The sequence below is a fragment of the Bifidobacterium callitrichidarum genome (assembly GCF_003129905.1).
Taxonomy (GTDB): domain Bacteria; phylum Actinomycetota; class Actinomycetes; order Actinomycetales; family Bifidobacteriaceae; genus Bifidobacterium; species Bifidobacterium callitrichidarum.
This window is the reverse complement of record NZ_QFFM01000003.1, coordinates 155714-178392: the sequence shown is the minus strand read 5'-3', so window position 1 is coordinate 178392 and position 22679 is coordinate 155714. Positions and strand designations below refer to the sequence as shown.

Sequence of the window (22679 nt, the reverse complement as noted above, 5' to 3'; positions counted from 1 at the left end):
TTGGGAACGGGATCATCAGGCCAATTCCGGAAAGGCACAGGGGTTCAAATCTAAGCCCCCCCCCCCGCAACTGTTGCTTTGTGAACATTCAATCTCCTTGCAAGGTGTTGAACAAGCCCTAAAACCTGTTAAGGCAAAGGAAATGGGCTTACTCTGGTTTGATTCCAAAGCAAGCCCATTCTGCCTATTCCAAGAGCATCGATTAGACGCGATTACGCTTGACAGCCAACACCGACAAGCCCATCAAACCAAGCGCAATAGCAATCATGCCAATCTGAGATAAACCTTCAGGCGCACCAGTAGTCGGCATCTGAGCCTGGTATGAAGTTGAATTCTGCGGGGCCTTCTCCAAACTCACATACCAACAGCGGACGTCCGAGCACGCGCCGTCGGCGGCATACCCGTTGGCATCCAATCGGACTCCAGTGATTGGCGCGCCAGCCCATGACAGTTCAGCCGACCCGGGTTGGAATTCACGAGTCAATGCAGTCGAGTTCGCATAGTTGACCGTCAGTTCGCAGCGTCCACCGGTGGAGCAGTCCAAGTCAACCTTCTGTGGATCTCCCGCAGTCTTCTCCCATTGCGCGTACAAATACTCCGCATGATTGACATTGGCTTTCGCATCAATGGGATGCTGGCCGGCTTGATCAGTGGACCATTGCTTGAACGTGTAGCCAGGACGTGTTGGTGTGTGGCTGGCGGTCCAGTCCGCCAACCCGTTTTCGGCGATGACCGGCGTTGTGATCCCGTAGGTGTTCTGGAACATGCCATCGTTCGCATCCAATACGGGCATGACCTTCGACTGGTCGTTGCTGTCCGTCACCTGATAGACGGCGGTGGATGCGGTCGCGTTTAAACTCATTGGACCGCTGGCACCTGTTCCTGCGGTTTTGATGGTCGCCCCCGTGATGATGGACAGATAATAGTAGTTGGTGTAGGCGAAGGTGCCGTTCACATAGTAGAGGCCACCGCGTTGACTGCCGTTGATTTGTCGAACACCGGCGATGTTGGTTGTCGAGTAGGTGCCTTTGAGGTTTTCGCCCCAGATTCGCAGTCCGTCATCGATTTTGTAGATCGTCCATTTGTCACCGTTTGAATAGGTTATTCGTAGACCCTGATCGCCGCATTTCTCTGTGACGCTCATGCTTTCCGTGATGGATGTGGGACCAGGGATGGCTCCGCTTGCCAGTCTGGCATTAAAAGCGGCTACGTCTTTTTCCCATGCGTTGTCATCATTGGCTGAATAGGTTTGTTTGACCCATTCGGTCGGGCATTCAGGGATAGAATAGTCGGATGCGGCCTGCACGCTGGTTGGGACGGTCAATCCGATTGCCAGCATGGTAATACCACCCAACAGCAGGGCTAGAAGACGAGCCCCCCCCCCGCAACAGTTTTGGTTGACTTCATAAAAACTCCTTGCAAGGTAAACACAAACCCAAACCCCTTGCAAAACAGGGAATGGGCTTGACCTGGCATACAAACCAGAACAAGCCCATTCTCAAGGATGACCGGAGAACGTCAGCTGCGGCGACGTCTCATCGACATGACAATCAATCCCGCCAAGCCAGAACAAACAGCCAACAAACCAATGGAAGACAAGCCCGCAGGCGCACCCGTGGTTGGCATTTGGACAATGTTTACCGGAGTTTGCGGGCTGGGTTTGGATTTCAATGCGACAGTCACATTCTGAATTGTTTGAGGATTATATCCCGTCGTATAACCGCCACCTGTTGTCGGTTCCGATCCTGAAGTGCCTATTACAACATCTGGCTCGGTGCTGAGTTGCGAAAGCTCTCCTATTGCTACCTCACGTGGTTTTTGATTGTCAATAGAGAGAAAGAGCCCTTCTGGTAGCCCTAGGCTGCTGCCATAATTAGAATATGTTCGCGCCAAATGGGTCGTCACAATACCGTTGGCGTGTGCGACGGTGAACGCCTCCAGTCCGACATTGGTGCCCGGGGTTTGGGAATCTACTTTAGACAGCGCTGTCGAGGTTGGAGCATTTGCCGGTTTTTCTTTAAGGGCTACTGTCACTGCTGTGATGGTTGAGTTGTTGAAGTTGAGCCAATACATGGTTTGAGGCATCCATCCTTGATCAGAAAGTACGGAAGCTCTTATCGAAGGGCCATCCGCCATGCCGGTGCTTTCGCCTATCAGGACGCCTGGTTCTCCCGGGAATGGCATGAATCTCCCATCTGGGAGCGTTACATCCACACCGTCTATTTTTGTTCCATCCGAGACGTTGATTCCGTGTATTCGCACACTTCCATTTTCGTATCCTATGGTGATAGTGTTTTTGGCTCCCATGGAGATTGAAACCGGCTTGGATTCTATTGCTTGCGTGCGCTGTGGTGTCAGGGAAATGAAGCTTGTGCTACATATTAGCGACATGAGGAGGATAAGAACCCGAGCCCCCCCCCCGCAATGGTTTTGGTTAAACGCATGAAAGCTCCTTGCAAGAGAGAAAAACACCCATAAACCCTTGCAACAGCAAAGGAATGGGTTTGCTCCAGGACAACCCCAAAGCAAGCCCATTCTCAAGGTCATATAACCGGTAATCAGACTCGGCGTCTATGGGCCCTCATCGCTGTGACACCCAGCAGGCCGATGATGATGGCGACCAAACCAATGGTCGACAACCCCTCCGGCGCGCCCGTAGTCGGCATCTGTTGCACAACTGTGGTTGATGAAGAGACAGGCTTATCCTTTAGGCCGAACACCATGCATTCCGATCTAACGACGGAAGTACTTGTGCCGTAGTTGTTCCCACTTCCCATAATGTCCGTCGGATAACAGGCGACTGTCTGATCATAACCGTCATCGACTTGCACGATGTCTTTAATACTGTCGGTCAATGATGCCTGGTATTGCCCGTTGGTTTTTGTGTACAAATAGTTTCCTCGGATTGATGTCCCATCCGATTTCCTGACTAAAATAACGCAATTGGGTTTTATATCAAACGCAGGAAGACCGTCATTATTGATTTTGGAAAAGGATTGACCTCCGCATCCGACGGTTATCCCCGTATACTGACTGGTTTCGGCGTTTACCGGCTGGGGTAGTAGCAATAATGAGGAGAGGACGGCGGCAAGCAGTATGAAGCTAAGCCCCCCCCCGCAACAATGTTTTCATAATTAATGACTCCTTGCAAGGAAACATGTGGCTTCGATTACGTTGCAACGACAACGAAATGAGGTTGCCTCGAAATCTCTCAAGACAACCTCATTATGTCAGTTCGGACCATCTTCAGCGCCGTTGTCGGATTAATTAGCAGCCCGATTGGTGATTCCATACTTCTTTTATCGAAAAGTACCCCTATAGCCTCACACCCATATTCCTCATGGTTAAGATCGGGGTGGTCAAAGTCTGCTTCTGTCTAACCACCCCAGGGCACATCTTTTAGTCAGATCGCTCGGCGTCGTATCAGAAGAATCGAGACTCCGATCAGGCCAAGGCCAAGAGCATACAATCCAATCGGAGAAACACCAATAGGGGCTCCCGTAGTCGGCATCTGGGCAATCACATTAGCTGACTGACTAGTCCTGTCGGATGCGATGATCCACTGCCGGTTCAGATTGATATCGGTGACGAACAGGTCCGTATCCATTTTGCGGGGATTGCTGTACTTGTACGTGTACCCCCAACGGTAAGCGTGACCCTGATCATCGACTGCAGCCAACCGTTCCAACCCACCATTTGTTCCTTTTTTGGATACGGCAAGAGCATTGAGCTTCACAACTTTTGTGCTGATATTGACCTTGACCGGGGTTGCACCACCTGAATTCGAAGAACCCCAGGAATATACTTCTCCGTTGGAATCCAAAGCCGCGCCACCGTCAATGGAGAGAACAACTTGTTTGAAGGAGCCGGAGAGTACAAGCTTTGGTTGGGTACGTTTCGCGGTACTGCCATCACCCAGCAAACTCGCTGAGTGCGGGTCACCCCAGGTATATACGCCGTCATCCGCGATGGCTGCCCATGTTACGGTTTCGTTTGCAGCGTCATTGTTGGAGACGTCGATTCTCGCGAAATTCGTGAACTTATGCCCGGACACAACAGCCGTATTCAAGCCGAGTGAACCGCCAAGCCCGTTGTAGATTAAGCGGATATCGCCATTGGAGTCCAAACCGTAGAGGCCGTCTATCGCCGGGATAATCTCCTGATAGGAGTATGAGCCGTTCAATTTTGTTTCGCTGGTGTTGCTGATTCGCCAGACGCTTCCATCGGCTTTTAAGCCCAGCGGGACCTTGAGATATGTTGCGAGTTGGATGTATTTGGGGTTCTTCCCGGTAGCGGATGCTCCGCCTCCCAATGGGGTGAACGACTCCACATTTGTAGTATTGGTGAATGCCGTATTGCTTCCAGTGGCATACGCCCATATGTTTCCGTTACCGTCGATAAGGTATGGAGCGCTGATTTGACCTTGGCCTCCCGGGTGTCCAGCCTGCTGTTCCGGGGCAACCAAACTTTGAGCTTGGAAACCCTGATTGATATCGGGTATCTGATAGGGGCCTTTCGAGTCATAGATCCACATGGTGTTGATACCGCCGCTGACGCTGACGCCGCTATAAGCGTAGGCATGGCTAATATCCGAACCGCCTGAATCGGCGATAGTGGGCGTTCCGGGAAGGCATGCAGTCAGCAACGCGGAAAGAGCTAAAGCAAGCCCCCCCCCCGCACGATATTCTTCAGAATCATAAAAAACACTCCTTAACCAAGAACAACACCGGCAATCTGGCGGAAATACAAGAATTGGGTTGGCAGACGCCAAGGCGCTAACCAACCCAATTCTTATGGTCCGGCGGTTCCCGCATGTAGGCCTTGCGAGAAGAATGCCGTTGAGTCCTGAGAAGTGGTTAATTGTACTGGCCGGAGTCGCCTATGGAAGGTTTGACTGTTTCCACTCCAACATTGGACTCGGCCAATCCGATGGCTTTAAGCAGTTCCTTCCGCAGACTCTCGTAATCAGACGACGTCTGAGTTCGAGTCCAGACTTTCCCGTTGATGGTCATGGTTGGTGTCGAGAAACCGGTTTGATTGTCGGACGTGAGATCCGGCCTGTTGGTCGTATACGCGGTTTCCGCGTCAACCCAGTTCTTATAGGTCAGAGGACTGGAGAAAGCCTTTTCTGCAACCTGCCGATTCACGCCGGCTTTGACTGCCTGTTCTATGAGCTGACCGTTTGAGACCGGAGTGTAGTTCTCGCCTTCGCCTGGTTGGAAATCCTTCTCATAGATGTTGGATAGGAATCCCAACAGGTGTTCGGGATGCTTGTCGAGTTCGATGATGGTTATCGCACCGTTGACGACGCGATCGGAATACGAGTCCGTGCTGGCTGAGTTGAGGAAATTCACCAAGTGTAGGTCCATGTTGATTTGGCCGGACTTCACCATTTTCGTCAGCATGGGGTCGATGCTTCGGTTCAATTCACCGCAGTAGGGACACATCGGCTCCTCATATACGCCGATGGTGGGAACGTTCCTGACCGGCTTGTTGTAACCGTTTTTGGAGATCAGGAACCCGCCCTGCTCACTGGCCTTACTGGGTTTGACGTCTGATTCGTTCATCTGTTTGGCCATCTGTTTGATGTCTACGGAGGAGCTTTGCGCTGATTGCTGTGTCTTATCCTGCGTGGCCGTACAGGTTTTGTAGGAGGCCAGCAGGTATCCGATGGCGAAAGCCATGATGACGATTACCGTGGTGAGAACCGCTGAGGTTCGAATCCATGGATTGGTGTTTGACGTCTTGGATTCTTTCCCTGTTTGTATCGGCCTGGTTTCGGTCAAATCTTTTGCTCCTCGACCTAATGCATGTTCCTGGATGATTGGCTCTGATGTCGGATTATTCTCCGAGAGAGAGGAATCGAGATTGCGGCGCTCATCATGGCCACGAACGCGACTATAACCTCAGTACTGGCATCGACTCCGGTGGAAGGCATGCTTCCCGTGAAAGGCGGTTGCACGGTGATGGTACGTGTCGCTGTTGTTTTGTTGCCAGCCTTGTCGCTCACCTCATAAGTGAGCTCGTATTTGCCGTCGGTCTTCGTATCCACTGTTCCCGTAACCTTGACATTCGCGGTCACGTCACCATCCCTGTCATCCGTGGCGGTCACGCCGTCCATCGGATTGAACGTGTCTCCCACGGTTATCGTCTTATCCACGACACCCTTCAACACAGGCTTCGTCGTATCGGCATCAACAGTCCAAATCGCATACAAGGTTTTGGTGGAGCCAAAATTCACCGAAACGGTTGCCGTGAATTTACCTGTTGTCGGATCAGGTTTGATGGAAGGCGTTTTCGTATTCTTGTTGGTATCCCAACCTAGGAACACGTAGCCTTTCCTCGTGGGCTTCGTATTCGGGACGGAGAACGTATGACTGCCGCTTGCCGAGGTCGCGTAAATCGAAGCGGACTGGGATGCTGGGGCACCGTTGCCGCCGTTCGCGTTGTAGTTTAATGTCGCGTAATAAGTGCTTTTCGAAGGACCGTTATAGGAGCACCAGCGGGATCCTGATGTCGTATGTGTCTCCACTCCGGTGCATTCGCCTGTCTTGGTTCTGGAGACCGTCGTACGACATCCGTTTACGAGAGTATATCCGTAGCTGCAGCTGGTAGGCCCTGTGCAACTGCCGCTGTACTGAATCGAATAGTGCACACCACCAACGCAGGATCCTGGATTTTCGCCTGCATAAGATGGTTGTGTGAGGAACCCGGTAGCCAGTAGAAGAGGGAAAACAAACGCCATCGAGGCTATGAGTCTAAGCCCCCCCCCCGCAATAGTCTTCTTACTTCCATTTTCGCTCCTTGCAAGGAAAGACAAATTCAAGGAAGCCAATCGAGACAACGAAAATGGGGTTGTTCGGTCGGTTCCCCAAACAACCCCATTCTTATGCCGGGCCGGAATCTGTTTTGCCGCAAAGACTGATGACAGCTGTTTCAGCGGTTCGAATATTTAACGGATATCCAGCTAATGGAAACAGGCGACTGGTCTCAGGCTCTACTCCTGCGGACGGTGGCCACTATGGAAAGAGCGAAAACAGCTACCGTCATTGCAGCTAATCCGATGGTCGATAAGCCTTCGGGGGCTCCTGTGGTTGGCATTTGGGCGACGGTTTGGCTGGTTTCCGATACTGGTTTCTTGGCGAGGCCGACTGTGATGCATACCGGGGTTCCGGGCAATCCCATGGCACTTCCGCTTGATATTGTGCCAACGGATATGCATGAGGTTTTCTGCTTGTATCCTGCTCCATCCTTGATGACAGGCAGAGATGTCGTACCCCTTCGCCCACTGGTGGCTATGTCGATTGAATCATACTTGGCCGTACCGTCCGAATATTCCACTGCGATGGAGCATTTGGCAGCTAGATTGCTGGCCCCGGCGAGACTTCCTCCGTAATCCGCATAATTGGTGCAATCCATTGAAAGGTCTACGGGCGAAGCTGTGGCGGCATTGCTTGTCTTAGGTGTCGAAGCGAAGGTGACTCCTAAGATTATGACAGCAAGCAACGCTATAAACCTAAGCCCCCCCCCGCAGCATGGTTCTATTGTTCATTGGTGCTCCTTGCAGGAATTGCCTTTTGTGGAGAATCACTGATAACACAACGAAATGGGGTTGTCTGGAGGATTCTCCGAACAACCCCATTCTCATGCCGATCTGGAACCTGTTTTACCTCAAAGATTGATAACAGCTGTTTCGACGGTTGGATATCTTGCGTTTATCCAATTGTTGAACGGGCAGCCGATTTCATGCACTCCTCCTGCGGACAATGACCGCGATTACACCAGCAGCCATAACCGACAGCGCCATTACGCCATAACCGGTCAGACCATCGGGAAGACCGCTGCTTGGAACGGCGTACACTTGCGTCACATTGCTGGCTGGTTTCTCCTTAAGGCCCACCGTCATGCAGAAAAAGGCCGGTGAAGTGGCAGTACCGGTATAACATGAACTATTAGCTTCGTAGGCTGTGCCTTTGATACGGTCTGTACCTGCATAGTTCGTGCCCGCTTCTACGCTAACCAAAACTCCTGGATCGTGTGCAAGTTCCACAAAGGAATGAGCATTTTGCAAGCCCTCGGAGACATAAATCCTCTGAGAGTATGCGGCAGTGGAAGAATAAGATGGGCCGCCCATGTTGCTGATTGTATAGGAGGTGCCTCCACCGGATACCATATAAGTGGAGACGGTTCCATCCGAATGGTTCACTGTCAGTATTGAGCCGTTGATGACCGCAGAGATCGGTTTCGACTCTTCAGCGTATCCCTGTACCGCGCCGAAGAACAATGACCAAGCAGTTAGCGCGACAATGGCGAGGACGGAGAGGATTCTAAGCCCCCCCCCGCAACGTTTTTCTTGTGATCATAGAGGACTGCTCCTTGCAAGAGATGCTTACGGCAATCCAACTATTCTGCTGGTTTGCCGTTGTTTCCGATCAGGTTCGGAACCAGTCAGATTATCGGGGTTCTGATGCTCCTATTCGACTCTGTTGACGGAGATTACGTCATCCGGAGCGATGGTCCAGACGCATGCCTGTACCCAACGGTGCGGCAGATCGTCTGGCGTGACGATGACCCTGTCAGGCCATTGCTGCTGTTTCTGTTCCGGACTGTCATCCCAGTGTTCGTCCAACCATTTGTCGTATTGTTCGTCGGTCCAGTCGGTGGATTCTTTTGGTGCTAGCGGCCAGTTGTTGATTACCCAGTGGAAGGCTTCGAAATCGGTTAGCAGTACTCGGTCGGCTGGTATACGCAGGTGGATGAGGTCGGAATCCCTGTCGGATTCGAAGCTCTCATCATTCCGATCCGGCTCACGTCTGACGTTGCCTTGGCTGTCAACCCATTGCATCCAAGCCCAGAGTGGTGTCGCATCCTCGGACGGCTGCGATAGTCCACGTCTCGTCATTTCGCTGATGATCCACTGGTATGCGGGTTGTAAGGCGTTCCACCATTCGTTGTCGCCGTTATCCTGGTAATCCTGTTGTTTTGCGAGCGCTGCTGATGGCGTGTATGAGCCATGGTCGGCGAATGCTTGTTCGATTACCGGCCATGGTTGGAACGAATAGAGGTTGATGAGTTGCTGGTTGTCGGTTCCCACTGGGTTCTTTCTTCCTGTTAGATGAGCCAGCTGGCTAGTAGGCAGCATCCAACGAACAGGATGACGGCCGCAAGCCATGTGGTGATGTTGCCTGCGCGCATGCCCTGCAAATACCGGTCGAATACACGGTTGCGTTCGTCGAGCATCGCATACCATTCCGATTCCGCGTGGTTGAATTCTGTTCGGCTCATCGAAGTGCCGCCATGCGCCGTTAGAAAGGCGCTGATGGAGGGCATTGGGGGAGCAGGCCAGATCGGTTGGCCGACGTGATGGTTTCCAATGAGGCTGGAGAGTGCTCTCTTGGCGCCATGTGTGAATCCGGCTTTGAAACCTGCCTGTGAATAATCCAGTCGCATTAGTGGTCCTTTCTGAAGCCGACGCCCATATCCGGGTCAACCTCGTTCGCCGATGGTTCTACATCCCACGTCACCGGTTCCTCGAACCCATCCGGGTCGTTGACGAACCGTGTGATGAGTTCGAACTGTCGCGGACTAATACCGATCCTGCAGTCGGGTCGGATCATGAGGATCCTGGATTCCGGGTCGGCGTCGAGTATCCGCTGGTAGGCGTCGTAGTCGCATTCCTCATCATCCACCCAGACGATAGGAGCTGGCTCCGGTTCGGTGTTCTCGAACCTGATACGGCTGAGAATATGATCTGGTTTGCCGGTCCAGATGCCGTTCTTGGAGTCAGCGTCATACCATCGGACGGTTTCGACCACGGTAGGGGACCAGTCGAGTAGTCGGTTCAGCACGTCGGTGAACGGCTGCCATGTTGACAACCATTTCAACTCCGCCCTGTCACGCAGCGCATACAGGCCATCGGCAAGACTCCTATTCCACCGGCACCGATACCGGCCTTCCGGCGTATCCGCGACCTTCACCACGTCGATCGGATACTCTCCGCCTGTACTAGTGCGTGGGATGCCGAACGGGTTAATCTGGTTGATCACCCCGTCGAAGTCAAGATAGATTATCGGCTTGTTCATCATCGTCCTCGAGCTTAATCGCCAGTGTCATGTCCTTCAATGTGAGGGGTCCAACCGTGGTGTGTGGGACTCCGTATGTTATCGAAGGACATGCCGGCAAATATAAAACGATATAAAAGGTTTATCGAAATATAAAAAGATATAAAGGGCTACTTGAAAATAAAACTCCTCGGACGGATTCTGCGCCCCGGGAATCCAGATGGCGAATCCGGAGCGCAATACGGAACATCAGGGAAGGCTGGCGGGTTCTCGTCTTCAGCAGCCCAGGGCGAGGGATAGTTTCGGATGGGTGAATCTGGTGAGCTCGCTCCAAAGCCCCGGTCCCAGATCGGACTTTCCGACAGGTGCGGTCCCGTTCAGGACGTCCGCCGCATCCTTCAACGGGATATCCTTCAGGAGCGCGTACAGGAACGTCTTGAATCGGAACGCGTCATCATCCAGTTTGAGATCGAATCGTTCGACTTCGATGAGCTTGCCGCGATAGTCGGGGAGGAACGCCCTGAATTCCCTGTAGTTGCAAACCGAGTAGACGGCGCAACCCTGGCCGACCGCTTCAAGCTGCTCCCGATACGTATTGACCTGATTACAGGCGGTCCCGTAATCAGGGGAAGCGTGATTGCTGTCGAGCTCGACGCGATTGGCTTTCTGTTCGACCACGAGCCGTCCGGGAAAATACACGTCCATGCGTTTCTGGCTTGGACCAGGACGCCATTCGAACCTGACATCGCTATCCTCCAAGTGGAGCGAATCCATAAGATTCAGCCACCAGGCCTTCGTCTGGCCACCTGCCTCCCCATAGAGAGGGTTGATCGCGGCCGCGCGGCAGACATCAACCGAACCGGTTCCATCGAGATACCGGTCGCCAATTATCTTCCTGGTGAGTTTGCATTCGAATCTCACGGCCCACACCGCATCCCCGCGTTGACCGTAGGTTCTGGACAGTTTGATGGGGTGTAGACCGGACATGTAATATGCCACCCATTTGTCGTTCGGCAGCTTGAGGACGAAACCGCATGCCTCCGTTTCGCCGGCGTTGTAGACATCCCACTGGTCGCCGTTGCGCTTCAGCCTGTCACGGGAAATGGAGCCCATGGTCAGTCCTTCTCCTGCATTCGCGCCTTGGGAAGGTTCGGGAATCGGCCGTTCCCGTTCTGCTGTCGGACGCCGACCGTTCGGCAGACGTTGATGCGATAGCAGTCCTTGCTCATTGCGGAGACCGCCATACGGTCGGTTTCGTCACGGACGCCCTTGCGTAGCTGGTCGGCGATCCAGAGTTCGGCCAGGGGTTCGGGCATTTCGACGTTGTAGTTACGCTTGAGTGCGGCCTTCAACTCCTGGGCTTCCGTCCTGATGATGGGGCGGATGGCTTCGAGAATCGACGGAAGGGTATTGTCTTTCGCCCACTCCGTGACCTGCGGGGTTCGCAGCACCTCGATGGCCTTCCGGCTCTTGTCGTTCATCTCCTTGACCGGGTCGATGTGGCGGGGCTTCTTCTTGAGTTCCACGGCGGGCGCGTTCTGGTAGTTGGTCATTGTTCTTCTCCGTTTTTCTGTTTTCCGACTGGTTTATGAACCAATCGTTTTCGTGTGGACAAGAACAGTATATGCATGTATATGATGCGACACGCCGGTAATGCCATTTCCGATACCGACGATCACGAAAAAAGGCATCCCCTGAACTAATGCGATAAGCAATAAACCAAGGAATGCCCTAAAACCAGCAACGCACCCTACACGATTGGACACCTGCCTTCACGCCCGCCGACTACTCTCAGTAATCGGCTTCGTCACCTCGAAGTCGTCGTCGTAGTTGTCATAGTCGTTGTCGTACCAGTAGTCGTCATATGAGCGTCGTGGGGCGCGTTGCACCCGGCGTTCCACCAGCGCGTTCTTGGAGCCGCTGACCTTCTCGATAACCTCCAACTCCAGGCGTTCGCGTGTCTGACGGAATTGTTCGGTCATCGTGGAGTCCATGAGGTCCATGGCTTTGGCGAACGAATACCTGATGCCCAGCGAGTGGAGCCGGTATTCCAAGTAGCGGAGGGAGTCGGGGAGGATGCCGAACATTTCATGCCAGTCGCTCTCGTCATCCGGGTTGGGGAGCATGTCGTGGGTCCAGCCCGGTTCGTTCATGTTTTCCAATCCGTAGAGGAGGTCGTTGAATTCCTGGTAGTCGTGTTCGTTGTCGAGGTTGGCGGTGGTGAACGCCAATCCCAATTCCTGGACACGGTATAGGTGCAGGTCGAGTTCCGATTCGGTTTCCTCCGTGAGGTCCGCGGCCAGCATGGCGTTGCTCAGATCCTCACGGTGCATGATCGGATCAGGGGTCGGCGCCTTGCTCCAGGCGGTGAGGATGTCCGTCAGGTTCGCATCGATATCCATACCCAGTTCACGCGGGAACGCAAGACTGATGAACGGGAGCGGCGCGTACGGTTCGTCCAGTTTCGTCTTCAACCATTGGGTCGACTTCCCGTCCATGCCTGTGACCAGTCCTTGGTCGAACATGCCCAAACGGCCGGCCCTGCCCGCGATCTGCTTGACCTCATCCCCGGTCAAAGGCCGTTCACTGTACCCGTCGTATTTCACCGTCTCCGAGAAGACGATTCGCCGGATGGGCAGGTTCAGGCCCATGCCGATCGCATCGGTGGCGACCAATACCTTGGATTCGCCGGTACGGAACCGTTTGGCCTCAAACCTGCGGGCCGACCACGGCAGGGCACCGTAGATGACGGACGTGGTGATGCCCTTGTCCTCCAATGCGGCGGCGGTCGCGATCACCTGCTTGCGGGAGAATGCGATGATCGCATCACCCTGTTGGGGCGTCCCATCAAAGGGTTCGTCCTCCACGGTGAGCGGTGTCTGCCGTTCATGACGGACGATCTCCATGCGGTCACCGCACCAGTCGATGAGCTTGCGCAGCAACGGGACCGCGTTCGGACTCGTGCACACATGGATGATGGGAGCGTCCAGGCCGAGGATCGCACGGGTCCAAGCACCGCCACGATCCGGATCAGCCATCATCTGCGCCTCATCGATGACCGCAACATCATAGGATTGCGTCAAGTCAGCCAATTCCACGGTCTCAGCCACATGCATGGCTCCCGCCATCAGGGATTGTTCCTCGCCGGTGATGATCGAACAAGGCACCCCGGATTCACGCAGCGTCTCACCGACCTCCAAGGCGAGCAGACGCAACGGCGCCAAATACGCGCCCGAACCGGCTGTACGGAGCGCTTCCAGAGCGTCATGGGTTTTGCCGCTGTTTGTCGGGCCGACGTGCAGGATGAACCTGCGGCCGGGACGACGATATTTGGCGTAGAAGCCGACCGGATCCATCGCAGCATGTGACGCTGGTACGACCTGCATCGCATGCTCACGACGTTGGATGGCCCGCTGACGAGCTTCCTCCTGTTCGCGTCGGATACGTTCCATCTCCTGCCGTTGGCGTTTCTGCGCCTCCCGTTGGCGACGTTTGCGCTCCTCATCCTCAGCCTGGAAGACCTTGTATTTGTCAGGATCGTCACGCTTCAACGCGTCGATGGCCTTGAGCCGGTTGTACATGTACGCGCCTTTAGGGGATTTCACGGCACCGCCTTTCGACCTTGTGACGTGAATCTCTTCGAAATGGGCGTCAAGCCAATCCTGATCTACATGCAGCAATTTCCGGAGCGCTGATGCCTCGATACGATGCTGGGAAGGTTTCTTGCCCATTCTTTTCTCCAATCGATGCCTGATCCGCCTATTTCCCAAGAATATGCCGCCGCGACACCGTAAGGTTGCGTCGGTTCGCTTGAGTGGCGGCGGTCACTGTTCCTGTTGGATTTTCCGCGCCAGCTTGTTGGCCTCATCCAATAATTGTTGGAGGCGTTGGATGTCTTCCTGCCGGCTGGTGGTTTTGGAATCACCGTTGTCTGTCTTGTTGCTGGGTTCGCCGTCATCGGTCTTACCGGCCGTATCGTCGGCGCCCGTCTTATCGGCGTTCGTCTCGCTCTGGCTTGTGTCGGATGAGTCGTCCTGTGACTGTTGGTCCGGATTGTCGCTGTTGCTGGCGACGATATTCCCGTCCCGGTCCTTCAGGACTATCGTCCCGTCCAGACTGATGTCGGCCTTGTAGAGGATGCTCTGCGATTTGCCGATCGTCGCCACCCATTTGCCGTCATGGCCGGGCACGATTTCGAACACCGTCAACCCCTGCGCCTTGTATCCGTTGAGGATACTGCCGGTGATGGTCGCGACCACAGCACTGTTCGCCTGACGTGAGACGCCGTCAGGGAACCGGTGGACAGTGTACGGGGCTAACTCGCCCACCCGGTTCATGCCACTGTCGATGCTGCCGACCGCGGTGATACTGGACGAACTGCCGCGCACAGTCAGTGGAGTGATGTATTCGCCGACATTGGTTTTCGTTTCCAAACTGAATTCAGCACGATTCTCCCCGTTCGGGTCTTTGGGGTCGTTGCTCGTATCCTGCCAACCGCTTCGACCGAACAGATAATCCCAGTACGTTTCGGATGCTTTCAACGATTCACGTTGTGCGGATGCCAAGGATTGCGGGTACAACGGCAGATCGCCCTGATAGTCGTGGAGGATCTGCAGGTCGCCGGTTTCACCGTCATACATGGCGACGCCGCCGGCAACCCAATACGGGAACAGAATATCGCTGGACAATTGCTTCAACGGCACGTAAATCACCGGACGACCGTCAGCGCAGACCGCCACCGAATCGGTCGAATCCCAAACGGTCGAAGGACTCGTCCTGTTCGCTATCGCGATATTCAACGAATTCCACCACATCATGCCATCCAGCTTCCGGTTCGCCTTCGGGTTGAAACTGCAGAACGATACATCCTGATTGCGCGCCTCACCGTACTGGGGAAGCTTCATGACCTGGATACTCTCATAGCCTTGAGCGAAACCGCGTCGTTCCACGGTTGTCGTCCACGTACCGTCCGCAGGCAGATAGGTTTTCTCCTCCCGCGCGTCACCCGTGGTCGCACCGAGATTACGATTGCTGACGGCCTTCGCCACATCATATGGGGTGCGCGGCTGATAATCGAGCTCCCCAGCATCCACGGATTCGGACACATTCGACGCCAAATACATGCCATGAGCCGTCACATACGGTGCGGCGAAACACAGGAGAGTGAACGCGATGGTCGAACATGCGACGATCAGCCAACGACCCATATTCGACCCGTAGGATGTGGCGGCCTTCACGGTGAAGACGATGCCCAGGATACAGAAGACCAGCATGGGCCAGCCGTAACGGACCGCAACCCACAGCCAATGATAGATGGGGTTCAGAAACCAGAAGCCAAGCCCGACCAACACTCCGATGGCAACCAGGGTGATGATGATCGGTCCGGCTATCGAAGGTCTCCGATTATCGGGATGATAGCGTTTCCAATCACGCTCGTATACGGTTTCATGGTCGTCGGAGTGCATGGTTGCCTTCTTCAATACTCTGTTATGTGTGGACAACTACAGTATATGAAGAAACGGGCGACGACATGCCGCGCCGGCGAATAAAACCAACTAATCCCGACGGGACGGCATCCCTGTCTGCTGCTGTGCGAGTTCAGCCCTGGCTTTCTCCATGAACTGCTTTCCATTCTTCTGGAACGCCTCCAAGGCACTCTCCTTGAGTTGTTTTCCTGTCTGGATATTGGTATGGGATGCGCGTTCCCGGAACAGGCGGCGGATGTCCTGCATCTCCGCGTCATCGTCATCCCATTGGGTTGTCTGATCGTATTGGCTGTCCGTCGTGCTCATGTTCCTGCCGTCCATTTCACTGATCCTCCGCAATATCCCTGATGTTAGCAGTGGGTTGTGGTCGGTTCGGAAGGGAGCGGAGATTCGATGGTCCTCTTCTGTGTATACCCATAATTATTGCGCTTGCGCAACAAATATGGGTATACTTGTTGGCATGGCGATAGATTACGGAGACACGTTACTGAACACGGCCGAAGCCGCAAAGTCTCTCGGCATGACCGCCAGCAGAGTCCGAAAACTAGTCGAAACCGGTGTCCTAACGGGATTCAAAAACGGGGGAACCCTGCTTGTCACGGCAAAATCGGTCAGACGCTGTCAACAGAGGGAACGGAAATCCGGCAGACCGTTCTCCCCGAAAATGGCTTTCGCCGCCCTGTATATGATTTCCGGAAAAGACGTGACCTGGTTGACATCCAAGGAACGATACCGTCTTAAGACACGGTTGAGGAAAATCGACGTGGAGTCCCTGCTTTCCGCATGCAGTCGTAGGGCGGAGACACGAGAGTACTGGTGTCTGGAAAGCCGTTTCGATACCGTATCCGATTTCATCCGAATCTCCTCCGCTACAGGCAGTCTCGCGGATAAGTTCGAACTGGTGCGAGTGAACGACCTCGAAGGATACATATCACGGAAATCATTGGAGGAACTATCTTCCAAAGTAAGGCTCAGGGAAGGCGTCAGTCAGACGAATATCAGGCTTAGGGTAACCACTGACGCCATCCCGGGAGAGGGCGATTCCATGCCGTTGGCTGTTTGTGCTGCGGACTTGTCGGAATCAGGTCAGGTTCGCGAGCATTACGCGGGTATGGAAAAGTTGAACGACTTGCTCGAAGAATACAAAAGAAAGGATTCCCGGTCATGAATCCCATTGATGTACCCGATCAAAGCCACCCGTGGAGCACGGTGATCGCCGTGGCGAAGCATTTTGATCCGGACGAATGGCTGCTGACCGGTGGTCTTATGGTTCAGGTGCATTCCATGCTTCATGATCTGCCGGTAAGGCCAACTCACGACGCTGACTTCCTGTTGAATATTCTGACTTACGACCGTATAGCCACTCAGATGAGGAACTTCCTGGGAACGTTGGGATTTGCTCTTGAGGAAGACAGTATGACCGGATATGCCACGAGATTTAGTACGAAATCCGACAATCAGGTGGACCTTATGGTCACGGATTACCTCTATGGAAGGCAAAAGCGAGAGAACGCGACACTGGATGGCAAGAAACTATGCGGCATGCCGGGCGGCGGGCAAGCCATCAAAAGAAGCCAGCTCGTCCAGATCAAACACCAATCCGAAGTCCTGACCATAACGGTCCCGGATTTGCTGGGAGCCATCATGCTGAAGAGCGCCGCATGGAGTGTGGACAAAACCAGCCATCGCAGCCGGCATCTAGAAGACGCGGCGCTCCTGTTGTCCCTCATCGACGACCCGCAAGAACAAATCAAAAGACTTCACAGCGTCAACGATAGGAAAAGAATCGAAGTTCTCTATAAGGAACTCACCGATAGCACCTTAGCCCACTATTGGCAGGAATTGGACAGAAACCTACGCGATATAGGAACGACGGCGTTATACGATTTCCACGCATGGGCTCAATCCAAGGAATCATGAACACGATTATCGTCTACTGGCATAAATCCCGTTGATGTCGGGATTGTGGTCAGCGGACGTCTCGGCCGACATTGTTTCATCCGGTCGGTTCGCGGAGTTTTATTGTGCGGCGAGTGTGGAGACCACGTCTTTCAGGAATGCCACGTTGGAGCCGCGGTGCAGTGAGTTGCAGTCGATCCAGGGCCATTGCCATGAGGTTGTGTAATCCGTGTATCCGTGGAGGATGTCGGGTTGGCTCAGGTCGACCAGTAGCTGGCTTGGGTTGCGGTGGTATTCGTGCCATTTGCGGTTCGCTCGACGGCTTTTCTCCACCGCGGTGAGTACGGAGTCGTCGTCCCAGAACACGTGTTCCAGGTTTCGGGACATGTAGAACGGACGGTACGGTATGCTCCTGCCGCCGAACCGTACCGTGATGTCTTCCGGTGTGGAGGCCAGTTCGCGTATGACCGACGTTTTCTCCCTGTTCCTGTTGCGCAGTGCGGTGACCTTCGGAGTGATGATCCGGTCTTCCATGTAAACCAGTCGTTCGCCTTTGACCACGTTTTCGTCGGGGATCATGCAACCGTCCAAGTCCATGACTTGCAGGATGGCGAGGATGTCCTTCGGCGCGTAGGAGTGGTGTTGGCTGATGTTGTCCATGACGGCCTGATGCACCATGGCGATCGGGCTCTTGCCTGATACGCCTTGCCTGCCGTTCGAATACATCCGGTAGAGGGTGATGTCGCCGGCCTCGCAGATTTCCTTGAGTTCGGCCGAACTATGCAGGAGCTTGTTGAAGGCGTCCACGAGCACGTCCGCGTCCGTGGTGCCTTCCAGGATGATCGGCACGATCCGTCGCACACCCATGTCAGGCCTCGCCCTCCTCGGGGTTGCCTGCCTCGTAGAAGGCGTTGGCGACATCCCCGAGATCGACTCTGTCGGCCATGCGTTCGTCCCCGTCACCGGTGCATACGAGACGGATGTACATGTCTCGGAGATTGTTGGTGCCATGCTTGTTGACGGTGATGAACCTCCGCTCCGGGTTGGCGGTGGAGAACACCACGGATTTGGCGGACAGCATCTCCAGAATGCGCAGGTTGTGGGCGGTGAACACCAGTTGGCCCACACCACGACGGGCGAGGATGTTCAACAGGTCGCCCAACAGGATCTCGAAGATGCCCGAATCGATCTCATCGATGGCGACCAGCACATTCTCCTCATTGAACATGCGAACCAAGAGACTGAGGATACCCATGATGCGACGGATACCCTCCGACTCAGCCCACAAGGGGATTGAAACGCCATTGCGCTCGCTTCTGAGGAACACTTCGACACCGGGGTTGCCGTCCGCCATGGTCATGTCCTTGACGTCGCAACGGATGTGGATGCCGGGTACGAGTACCGGCATGATAAGGTCCGCCTGTTCGACCATGCGCTCCACGTACTTGCGGGCCTCGGCCGGCATGATGACCGGATGGCTGATGTCCAAGGGGGCCATGTGTTGGCCGGTCACCTGGATCGGCGCGTAGTCGAAGCTGACCGATGACACGTCCCTGGTGGATACGATGCGCATGCAATCACGCGTGTAACCGGCCAGCATGTCCGTCTTTCCTATCAACGGTGTCAGGTTCTGGGTCAGGGCGTTGGTACGGGAGGTCGAGACATGCTCCTGCTTGCCGATAAGCTCCTCGACCTTATGCAACGTCTGACGGACGCGCGGCGAGAATATGAACGACCGGCCTTCCGACCAGGCCAACGTCTCCTCCTGCTGCAGTATTCCGTCAGTGCTTTTCACCGACCGGAGGGAACGCCATTGCACTGATGGTGTGGTACGCCAGTCACGGTAGCCGAGCTCGTCCTCCGCATGGTCGACGCCATGGTCGATGAGGACGCGCTTGCGCTGGGTTCCGGTGGCGAGTTCGATACGCTCGTTGACGACCCGCATGGAACCGTTATCCGAGTTGGGTTCGAACGAAACGGTGTAGTCGACCAGATCACCGTCGATCTCAAACCCGGCTTTGATGGTGGCTTGGCTGGCGGCTTGTCGGATGAACCCGACGCCATCCCGGTTGACCGATTCGCCGGACATGAGGATCTTCAGGATCTGCAATGCGATGATGACGGTGGTTTTGCCGGACCCGTTCTGACCGTAGATGCCGGTCACGCTCGAACCGCTGCCAAGGTCCTTGAAGTCGAGGACACCGTGGCGCGTGTTCTTCGCGTCATCCAAGGTGAGTGTGCGCAACCGGATCATCCTGCCACCCCATTAATCGTTTAGAGAAAACTCTGTTTCGGTATTTTTTATTCCTATCTGACTCTAAGTATAGATGATTTGTTTAATGTTAGGAGACTACGGCGTTTCCGTAGGAATGGTCGTCAGTAGGCGTCGTGTACTATCTGCATCTCGCTCGAAGCACCCGGATACTCATGTTTCCAATGGTCGACCTCGTCGCGCAGCTTCCATGGGTCGGCCCATTGGGCGTAACCATCGTCATCGAACGTCGCAATCGTCATATGCTTCATCAAGTGTCTTGGTATGGTCAGGCCACGGCTTCGACCGTCCGCCATTTCATACGAGTAGAGGAGGCAGCGGTTTTGCCCGTTCCATTCTCCGATGCCCAGACGGCGACGGCCTTGTGAGTCCGTGTACGCCTGCACTTGTCCGGCGATCATGAGGAAGTCGCCCAACTTCAGTTCGGTCGTCGGCTTCATATTCTTCGGCGGTTTGCGACGCGGATCGCGCAATCGGTCTATTGGGTTCGTATAGTCTTTTTCCGGATGATTCAGGTTCGTCCATAACCATAGGTGTGAGTCGACGGGAGTGACGGTGGAGGACCGGTATCGGCTGGATACCAGGGGAGACATGAGGCAGATGCGCGTTATCCGGCCATCCTGTTCACGCCAGTCGACCACATAACCGCTCACATACGTGCAGAGCACACCGGTCTTATCCTTGTACCTGTTCTGTTGAATGAGCTTGAGTCGCTGATTGTACGGTGTGCGCGCCGCATACCGGTCGAACATCGTCAGATAGGCGAGCTGCGCTTTGACCGCATCCTTTTCGGATTGGATACGCCGCTCCAACGAGAGGACCGGAGCGATGGTACTGTAATCGTCGCCCTTCTCTTTCGCGAACGTCATGGCACGCCCGGCCTGCAAACTGAGATACAGTTCAGGCTCGTAGGTAATGTTCGGCTCGGCCGGCTTCCCCGTAGCAAGGTCGAGAAACCGCCTGCCGTTAACGCTGGTCAATGGATTCTGAGCCATATCCCACCTCACCATGGTTCCCGGGTACTACCGAAACTCCGCACCCACGGGTCCGCAACCCCATATGGGGAGGATTGTTCGTATAGGGACGAAGGCGAATACTGTTTCGCGGGCGGGATGTTCCATGGATCATCCGGCGACTGTCGGGAAGAAACCTTCCGACCGTTATCGTCAACGGTCCACGGGTCGTAATCCGCCCGGTCATGCAGGTTGTTTTCCTCGGTTTGACGGGTGTTCGTGGCCGGCATATTCCAAGGGTCTACCCCGTCAGACACGTCTTTGACCGGTGTCGGATTCTTCTCGCGCGGCTTCTCGTCGTTGCCTTTGGGAACGTCCGTTCCGACGCTGTCGATGACCGTTTCCAGTTCCTTTTTGAGCATCATGTAGCAGGCCTGCACGGTCTGCCAGTGCGCCGTAGCGTCCGGTGTCAGCTTGCCTTGAAGCTGTTGGCCGATCCAGTCGAGCTCATCATCAGCCCGGTTGGTGAGGCTCTGCGCCCGCTCGTGCAGTTGGCGACGGTAGGCGATGGCCATATACTCCTGGAGTCGCCGTTCGGTTTCCGCCTTCCGCTGCTCATTCAGCAAACGCTGCTGCTCCGCGTATTTCCGGTCACGGATTTCCGTATACTGTTCGAACAGTTTGCTGTCGCCCTGGAAACAATGGCAATGGGGGCATTCGAACGCTCGGAACGTACTCCGACTGGGATCCTTCGGCCTGACGGTAGTAAACAAGGCAAGCAAAGGCATGTTCGCATGCTGACGAACATATTGGATGACCGTCCACATGACCTGCGGGCGCTCCTCCAACCGCCACGGTTTCGGACGCTTCACCGAGTCACCGCACAGCCAGAACGTGAACGGTTCACCGCACTTGTAACAGTCGGCTTCCATGACCTCCAGATCGGACAAATCGATTTCACCGCGTTTACGGTCGAGTTCGACGGCTTCCTTCCAATCCTCGTCAGTGAACGGTGTTCGACCGGAGTATTCCGCCTTATCGAGCGCGGCGCGTAGTCCGGCGAGCGTGTAGATGGAGCCACCGGTTTCGACCGGCTTCAGATCGATACCAACCGGGATGCGCATGGCCCACTTATCCATGGTCACGGTCGCCAGCGGATGATCCGGGGTGCCTTCGCGCCAGCAATCCTTCCACTGCGTCATCGGACGGGTGGTGGCGAGTTTGCGTGCGGACACCTTGTCGTACCATTCGTATCCCCATGCGAGCCGGTAGCGTTTGTCGGCCATGCGTCGTGTTTCGGGGTGATACAACCATTCCAGGTATTTGCCATCCAGGCCGAGGAGTCTTTCGCGCAACTGGTCTTCGGCTTGCGGGTCGTGCACGTCGATATCGCGGACGAGACATTCCAGTACGGGGAGGCCGGAGGCCTGGTATTTGCGGATATCGGCCACGGTTTTCGGATGCTCGTACCGGACTTCGTAGGCGATCTGACAGCGGACACCATCCACTTTGACCTCGAGCATGAGGTCGGGAATGTTGTTCTCTTCCAACCGTTGCTCCACGGTCACGTTCACGATCGTCGCTTCCACGGGTTCTCGGACGGTAAGGAACGGGACGGAATCCACGGCGGACGCCTGACCGGGCTGCCAATCTCGACGCTTCTGTCCTTTGCTCGTATACCGGGAGATATGAGGCCATGCATCATAGGTGACGACTTCCGGCAGACGGATCGTCTTGCCGATAGCCTGTTTGAGAATGTGTTCAGCCAATAGATGGCAGGAGTTCTCCCCGTAACCGGGGCAGGAGTGGTCGTCCACGTGATGCCGGAGATAATCCCAGCCTTTCGACGGGTCGTTGGCGTCCTTGCGGACGGCCTCCAACGGTTTCCGGCATTCGGGGCAGTCGAGCTTGCAACGCAATCCGTAGGATTCCAACGGGAGTTCACGCAATGTGACCATTTTCCCGTTGCGTAGACCGAAGTCGATCGAAACGAAACTCTTACCCATAA

The 22679-nt window shown here is 54.8% G+C and carries 21 protein-coding genes; 2 read left to right on the top strand and 19 right to left on the bottom strand.

Annotated features, from left to right (window positions below; translation table 11 throughout):
* Positions 1 to 202 precede the first annotated feature (202 nt).
* The 15 genes from DF196_RS02465 to DF196_RS02405 all read right to left on the bottom strand — a co-directional run bounded on the left by DF196_RS02465 (position 203) and on the right by DF196_RS02405 (position 15853).
* Positions 203 to 1339 (bottom strand): InlB B-repeat-containing protein, encoded by a 1137-nt coding sequence (locus DF196_RS02465; protein WP_109056355.1) that lies wholly within the window; start codon positions 1337 to 1339, stop codon positions 203 to 205.
* 179 nt (positions 1340 to 1518) lie between these two features.
* A complete protein-coding gene (locus DF196_RS13230; RefSeq protein WP_146194684.1) occupies positions 1519 to 2307 on the bottom strand; it encodes a hypothetical protein in 789 nt (262 codons plus the stop codon).
* 251 nt (positions 2308 to 2558) lie between these two features.
* A complete protein-coding gene (locus DF196_RS02460; RefSeq protein ID WP_109056354.1) occupies positions 2559 to 2891 on the bottom strand; it encodes a hypothetical protein in 333 nt (110 codons plus the stop codon).
* A gap of 512 nt (positions 2892 to 3403) precedes the next feature.
* Positions 3404 to 4771, bottom strand: a complete 1368-nt coding sequence (locus DF196_RS02455) for an RCC1 domain-containing protein (RefSeq protein ID WP_146194683.1) — start codon at positions 4769 to 4771, stop codon at positions 3404 to 3406.
* An 85-nt stretch (positions 4772 to 4856) separates the two neighbouring features.
* Entirely contained in the window at positions 4857 to 5786 is a 930-nt protein-coding gene (locus DF196_RS02445) for a DsbA family protein (protein WP_109056351.1), read from the bottom strand.
* 17 nt (positions 5787 to 5803) lie between these two features.
* On the bottom strand, positions 5804 to 6331 hold the full coding sequence (locus DF196_RS13410; protein WP_158276253.1) for a DUF5011 domain-containing protein: 528 nt from the start codon (positions 6329 to 6331) through the stop codon (positions 5804 to 5806).
* A gap of 1413 nt (positions 6332 to 7744) precedes the next feature.
* Entirely contained in the window at positions 7745 to 8134 is a 390-nt protein-coding gene (locus DF196_RS13225; protein WP_146194681.1) for a hypothetical protein, read from the bottom strand.
* Between the two features lie 339 nt (positions 8135 to 8473).
* Positions 8474 to 9094, bottom strand: a complete 621-nt coding sequence (locus DF196_RS02435) for a DUF3841 domain-containing protein (RefSeq protein ID WP_241519546.1) — start codon at positions 9092 to 9094, stop codon at positions 8474 to 8476.
* Positions 9095 to 9111: 17 nt separating this feature from the next.
* Positions 9112 to 9285 carry a hypothetical protein gene (locus DF196_RS13405; RefSeq protein WP_158276252.1) on the bottom strand — a complete coding sequence of 58 codons (174 nt, stop codon included), beginning with the start codon at positions 9283 to 9285 and terminating at the stop codon, positions 9112 to 9114.
* 164 nt (positions 9286 to 9449) lie between these two features.
* The gene (locus DF196_RS02430) at positions 9450 to 10085 is read right to left on the bottom strand and encodes a hypothetical protein (RefSeq protein WP_109056348.1); all 636 of its coding nucleotides are present in this window, start codon (positions 10083 to 10085) and stop codon (positions 9450 to 9452) included.
* Between the two features lie 252 nt (positions 10086 to 10337).
* Complete coding sequence (locus tag DF196_RS02425) at positions 10338 to 11174, bottom strand: hypothetical protein (protein WP_109056347.1); 837 nt, start codon at positions 11172 to 11174, stop codon at positions 10338 to 10340.
* A gap of 2 nt (positions 11175 to 11176) precedes the next feature.
* Positions 11177 to 11614: a hypothetical protein gene (locus tag DF196_RS02420; protein WP_109056346.1), complete on the bottom strand. Its 438-nt coding sequence runs from the start codon at positions 11612 to 11614 to the stop codon at positions 11177 to 11179.
* A gap of 219 nt (positions 11615 to 11833) precedes the next feature.
* On the bottom strand, positions 11834 to 13666 hold the full coding sequence (locus DF196_RS02415) for a helicase-related protein (protein WP_158276251.1): 1833 nt from the start codon (positions 13664 to 13666) through the stop codon (positions 11834 to 11836).
* A gap of 219 nt (positions 13667 to 13885) precedes the next feature.
* Positions 13886 to 15541 carry a hypothetical protein gene (locus DF196_RS02410; protein WP_158276250.1) on the bottom strand — a complete coding sequence of 552 codons (1656 nt, stop codon included), beginning with the start codon at positions 15539 to 15541 and terminating at the stop codon, positions 13886 to 13888.
* 75 nt (positions 15542 to 15616) lie between these two features.
* Positions 15617 to 15853, bottom strand: coding sequence for a hypothetical protein (locus DF196_RS02405; RefSeq protein ID WP_146194680.1), 237 nt, complete (start codon positions 15851 to 15853; stop codon positions 15617 to 15619).
* 154 nt (positions 15854 to 16007) lie between these two features.
* Between DF196_RS02405 and DF196_RS02400 the strand changes: the two genes are divergently transcribed.
* Both DF196_RS02400 and DF196_RS02395 read left to right on the top strand, forming a co-directional pair.
* On the top strand, positions 16008 to 16715 hold the full coding sequence (locus DF196_RS02400; protein ID WP_146194679.1) for a helix-turn-helix domain-containing protein: 708 nt from the start codon (positions 16008 to 16010) through the stop codon (positions 16713 to 16715).
* Positions 16712 to 17467, top strand: coding sequence for a hypothetical protein (locus DF196_RS02395; protein WP_109056341.1), 756 nt, complete (start codon positions 16712 to 16714; stop codon positions 17465 to 17467). The genes DF196_RS02400 and DF196_RS02395 overlap by 4 nt, the downstream gene beginning before the upstream one ends.
* A 99-nt stretch (positions 17468 to 17566) precedes the next feature.
* Here the strand turns inward: DF196_RS02395 and DF196_RS02390 are convergent, their stop codons facing one another.
* The 4 genes from DF196_RS02390 to DF196_RS02375 all read right to left on the bottom strand — a co-directional run bounded on the left by DF196_RS02390 (position 17567) and on the right by DF196_RS02375 (position 22677).
* Positions 17567 to 18313, bottom strand: a complete 747-nt coding sequence (locus tag DF196_RS02390) for a hypothetical protein (RefSeq protein ID WP_109056340.1) — start codon at positions 18311 to 18313, stop codon at positions 17567 to 17569.
* Position 18314: 1 nt separating this feature from the next.
* Positions 18315 to 19700: an AAA family ATPase gene (locus tag DF196_RS02385; protein WP_109056339.1), complete on the bottom strand. Its 1386-nt coding sequence runs from the start codon at positions 19698 to 19700 to the stop codon at positions 18315 to 18317.
* A 122-nt stretch (positions 19701 to 19822) separates the two neighbouring features.
* A complete protein-coding gene (locus DF196_RS02380) occupies positions 19823 to 20713 on the bottom strand; it encodes a hypothetical protein (protein ID WP_146194678.1) in 891 nt (296 codons plus the stop codon).
* Positions 20714 to 20721: 8 nt separating this feature from the next.
* Positions 20722 to 22677 (bottom strand): hypothetical protein, encoded by a 1956-nt coding sequence (locus DF196_RS02375; RefSeq protein ID WP_109056337.1) that lies wholly within the window; start codon positions 22675 to 22677, stop codon positions 20722 to 20724.
* Between the last annotated feature and the right edge of the window lie 2 nt (positions 22678 to 22679).

Coding starts and splice junctions, on each gene's coding strand:
- DF196_RS02465 (WP_109056355.1), bottom strand. CDS start 1,339: ATGCTGGCAATCGGATTGACCGTCCCAACCAGCGTGCAGGCCGCATCC.
- DF196_RS13230 (WP_146194684.1), bottom strand. CDS start 2,307: ATGGGAGCCAAAAACACTATCACCATAGGATACGAAAATGGAAGTGTG.
- DF196_RS13225 (WP_146194681.1), bottom strand. CDS start 8,134: ATGGGCGGCCCATCTTATTCTTCCACTGCCGCATACTCTCAGAGGATT.
- DF196_RS13405 (WP_158276252.1), bottom strand. CDS start 9,285: ATGAGCCGAACAGAATTCAACCACGCGGAATCGGAATGGTATGCGATG.
- DF196_RS02430 (WP_109056348.1), bottom strand. CDS start 10,085: ATGATGAACAAGCCGATAATCTATCTTGACTTCGACGGGGTGATCAAC.
- DF196_RS02425 (WP_109056347.1), bottom strand. CDS start 11,174: ATGGGCTCCATTTCCCGTGACAGGCTGAAGCGCAACGGCGACCAGTGG.
- DF196_RS02420 (WP_109056346.1), bottom strand. CDS start 11,614: ATGACCAACTACCAGAACGCGCCCGCCGTGGAACTCAAGAAGAAGCCC.
- DF196_RS02405 (WP_146194680.1), bottom strand. CDS start 15,853: ATGAGCACGACGGACAGCCAATACGATCAGACAACCCAATGGGATGAC.
- DF196_RS02400 (WP_146194679.1), top strand. CDS start 16,008: ATGGCGATAGATTACGGAGACACGTTACTGAACACGGCCGAAGCCGCA.
- DF196_RS02395 (WP_109056341.1), top strand. CDS start 16,712: ATGAATCCCATTGATGTACCCGATCAAAGCCACCCGTGGAGCACGGTG.
- DF196_RS02390 (WP_109056340.1), bottom strand. CDS start 18,313: ATGGGTGTGCGACGGATCGTGCCGATCATCCTGGAAGGCACCACGGAC.
- DF196_RS02385 (WP_109056339.1), bottom strand. CDS start 19,700: ATGATCCGGTTGCGCACACTCACCTTGGATGACGCGAAGAACACGCGC.
- DF196_RS02380 (WP_146194678.1), bottom strand. CDS start 20,713: ATGGCTCAGAATCCATTGACCAGCGTTAACGGCAGGCGGTTTCTCGAC.
- DF196_RS02375 (WP_109056337.1), bottom strand. CDS start 22,677: ATGGGTAAGAGTTTCGTTTCGATCGACTTCGGTCTACGCAACGGGAAA.